This is a genomic window from Campylobacter sp. BCW_6465 (assembly GCF_001762815.1).
In the GTDB taxonomy this organism is placed as follows: Bacteria; Campylobacterota; Campylobacteria; order Campylobacterales; family Campylobacteraceae; genus Campylobacter_D; species Campylobacter_D jejuni.
Genome location: NZ_MJXN01000081.1, coordinates 1 through 3,062 on the forward strand (window position 1 = coordinate 1; position 3,062 = coordinate 3,062).

The 3,062-nt window shown below is 32.3% G+C and carries 4 protein-coding genes; all 4 read left to right on the top strand.

Going from position 1 to position 3,062, the window contains the following annotated elements:
- Window positions 1–382: DUF4376 domain-containing protein (locus AJ886_RS04890; RefSeq protein WP_070287277.1), on the top strand; the 382-nt coding region annotated here is incomplete at its 5' end.
- Window positions 379–750 (top strand): DUF1353 domain-containing protein, encoded by a 372-nt coding sequence (locus AJ886_RS04895; protein WP_002909498.1) that lies wholly within the window; start codon window positions 379–381, stop codon window positions 748–750. The genes AJ886_RS04890 and AJ886_RS04895, both read left to right, overlap by 4 nt.
- Before the next feature lie 123 nt (window positions 751–873).
- Entirely contained in the window at window positions 874–1,887 is a 1,014-nt protein-coding gene (locus AJ886_RS04900; RefSeq protein WP_070287279.1) for a hypothetical protein, read from the top strand.
- An 18-nt stretch (window positions 1,888–1,905) separates the two neighbouring features.
- A partial coding sequence (locus tag AJ886_RS04905; protein WP_070287281.1) for a phage tail sheath family protein occupies window positions 1,906–3,062 on the top strand: 1,157 nt, incomplete at its 3' end.

The following is a 3,062-nucleotide window of genomic DNA, read 5'->3' on the forward strand; positions in this document are numbered from 1 at the left end:
TCCTCCTAAAAGCGAAGAAGAGCTTTTAAACGAGGCAAAAGAGTTAAAAATCAACGAGATTAATACAAAAAAAGAAAATATTTTAAATGGTGGATTTTCTTTTAAAGGTAAAATCTATCAAAGTTCTAATGAAGATCAGTTAAGAATTAATGGAGCAGTAACCAATGCTCTTGTTAATCCTAATTTAATTCCTTATATTGATTGGATTGCGCTTGATAATACAACTACAAGATTTAGCGTAGATGAGTTTAAACTTTTTGCAAGTAGCATGGCTTATTTTGTGCAAGAGACTATTTTTAAAGCAAGTGCTTTAAAAGAAAAAGCTAGAAATGCACAAAGCAAAGAAGAACTTGATTTAATTGTTTGGGAGAGTGAAAAATGACTAAAACAGAATTAAAAAGGGTTTGTGTAAAGCCCTATGATAAAGACAGATTTGAAGTAATTAGTGATTATGCTTTTTCTTTGCCAAATTATAAAGGCATTGTACCACAAGGCTTTAAAACAGATGGAGCGAGTATCCCACGCCTTTTTTGGTCTTTGTTTCCACCTTTTAAAAGTGAGTATTTTAGCGCTTGTGTGGTGCATGATTTTTTATGCGAAAAAGCAAATTCAAGAACTGATTATAGGACAGCTGATTTAGCATTAAAAGAAGCTATGACTTTGCTTGGATGTTCTAAGTTTAAAATCTTTGTATTTTATCATTCTTGCAATCTTTATCATGCAATAAAATGCTTGATAAAAGGAAAATAAAAAAAGGTGAGCTACCCACGCAGTGGGACGGGGGCTTTCTCAAAGAGAGTGCAAAGCACAAGAGTAAAAGCGACTTTGGGCGGATTTTATTCGCACAAAGTGAAAGCATAAAAAGGAGTTAAAATGAAAGATTATGGAATTTCTTTTATTCCAGATATTAATCAAGGCTTAATAGAGCCAAGTGAACCTATAGTTAGTGATAAGCTTAATGCTCAAAAAGTTAATGAGCTTGTAGATAAAAAACTAAAGCTTTTTAAAGAAGAGCTTGTTAATAAAGAGGAGCTTAAAAGTCTCATTCAAGAGATTTTAAAAGATGAGGGTTTTCAAAATACAAACATAAAAATATCAAAAACCCCACCTAGCTACAATACACAAGCTAAAGTAGGAGAAATTTGGGCGGTTGTAGAAAGTAAAAAGCAATTATTTATTTGCACTGCTAATGATAATGATTTTACAAGCTGGGTTGATTTACTAGGAGATGGTAGCAATGATATTGTCCCTAAAGAAAAAATCATTATCACATTTGATAACACTACAACAGGTGGACAATATGGGGGTTGTATGAGTGATTTAAGACTTGGTTTTGAAAATGGTTTTGCTACTCCAAATAAAGTTCAAGATGAATATGAAAACGCAAAATTTACTATGACCAAAGATGGTAATGGTCTTAATAGAAGCGATTTTACTATAGATTCTAATCCTATTGCAGGAGAAAACCAAATTTTAGGAACGATTAAGACAAGTGGTATTTATCAAGAAACCTATCACAAAATCGCCCATGTGTTTAAAAAATATAATGGTGGCGCTGATGAGTGTTGCTTATGGTCTAGTTCAGGAAGTAGAGAAGTAAGCATAGAACTTGAAAATACACCAATGCCTAATAAGCTTTTTGCTAGAGGTAATGGATATTATGGTCAAACAGAAATTACCAATGTAAGAGTAAAAAAATCCATTTTTATAGGTGAGCAAGAAATTCAAAGTGAAGATTTTAATGTTGAAAAGTTAGAAGCTAGTTCTGATACTTATGGAGATTATGCTTTTTTATTTGAAATTTCTAAACAAGATCAAATTGTTATGAAAAAAGAGCTTAATTTAAATCCTAAAAAACAAAAAAAACAAAAAATACAAAAAATGTAAAGAAATAAGGAGTAAATAATGACAGCAAATTATGGAGTTAATTTTAATATTAGCAATGGTGCGGCAAGTCCTATTAAAGTGCAAAGTGATACGCCTATTGGTATTGCTGGGGCTATAAAAGGTGCAAGTAAAGAAATGATTTACACAAAGGCTGGTTATGAAAGCGTGGATAGCTTTCCAATCTTTGCCTTTTCAAATGTAAGCAAAGCAAAAGAATTTGTAAACGATTTAATCAAAGAAAATAACTTACAAGATTTTAGACTTTTAGATACTTTAGAATGTATCAATCTACAAAATGTAAGTAATGTAATTATTATTAGTTTTTTTGAAGAAAGCGAGGAAAGTGAAAACACTTTAACCAATATTGTTAATGCCATAGAAGCCTTTAAAAAAGCCAAACATAAAACAGGTTTTAGTCCTGATTTAATCATTGCTCCTTATTACTCACATGAAGCAGGAGTAAAGGCTAAGCTTGAAAGTGTGGCAAGTTCTATGAATATCACAGCTATTGTGGATCTTTACGCTACAAATGTTGGCGAAGCTATTAATACAATGGAGGCTTTTAGCTCTAAAAGATTAATTGCCACTTGGCCACAGGTTCAAATCTTAAATACACAAGGAAAATACGCTTATGTTCCACAATCTCCTATCATCGCAGGTTTAATAGCTCATACAGATGGAGATAAAGAATATGGCTTTAGTGATTCTTACTCAAATAGAGTGATGAATGGGGTTACTGGCACAGAGTATTTTATAGAGTTTATCAATGGCTTTGATTGTGATGCAGAAAGACTAAGAAACGCTCATATTTCAACTTGTATTTTAAGTGAAGGTTATCGCTCTTGGGGTGGGGAAACTAGCCATGAAGATACGATTTGGCAAGATTTAGCTCGTGTAAGAACCTTTGATCGCATAGCTCTAGCAGGACAAAAAGCAGCTTTTAAAGCTATTGATAAAAAAGCAAGTGAATTATATTTTATAAAAATCAGCATTGAAGAATTGCTAAGAGATTTAAAAGGAGCTAAGGTTTTAATTGGCTATGAGGTAAGCTGGGATGAAGAAAGAAACACAGATGCCAATGTGAGTGCTGGTAAGTTTTATCTAAATATAAAAATGATGAATAATCCAATCGTTAAACAAATCACTTTAGAGTTCATCTACTCTGATGAATGGGC

Bases quoted from the DNA above. Each gene is read 5' to 3' on its own strand.
- AJ886_RS04895 (WP_002909498.1), top strand. From the start codon at position 379: ATGACTAAAACAGAATTAAAAAGGGTTTGTGTAAAGCCCTATGATAAA.
- AJ886_RS04900 (WP_070287279.1), top strand. From the start codon at position 874: ATGAAAGATTATGGAATTTCTTTTATTCCAGATATTAATCAAGGCTTA.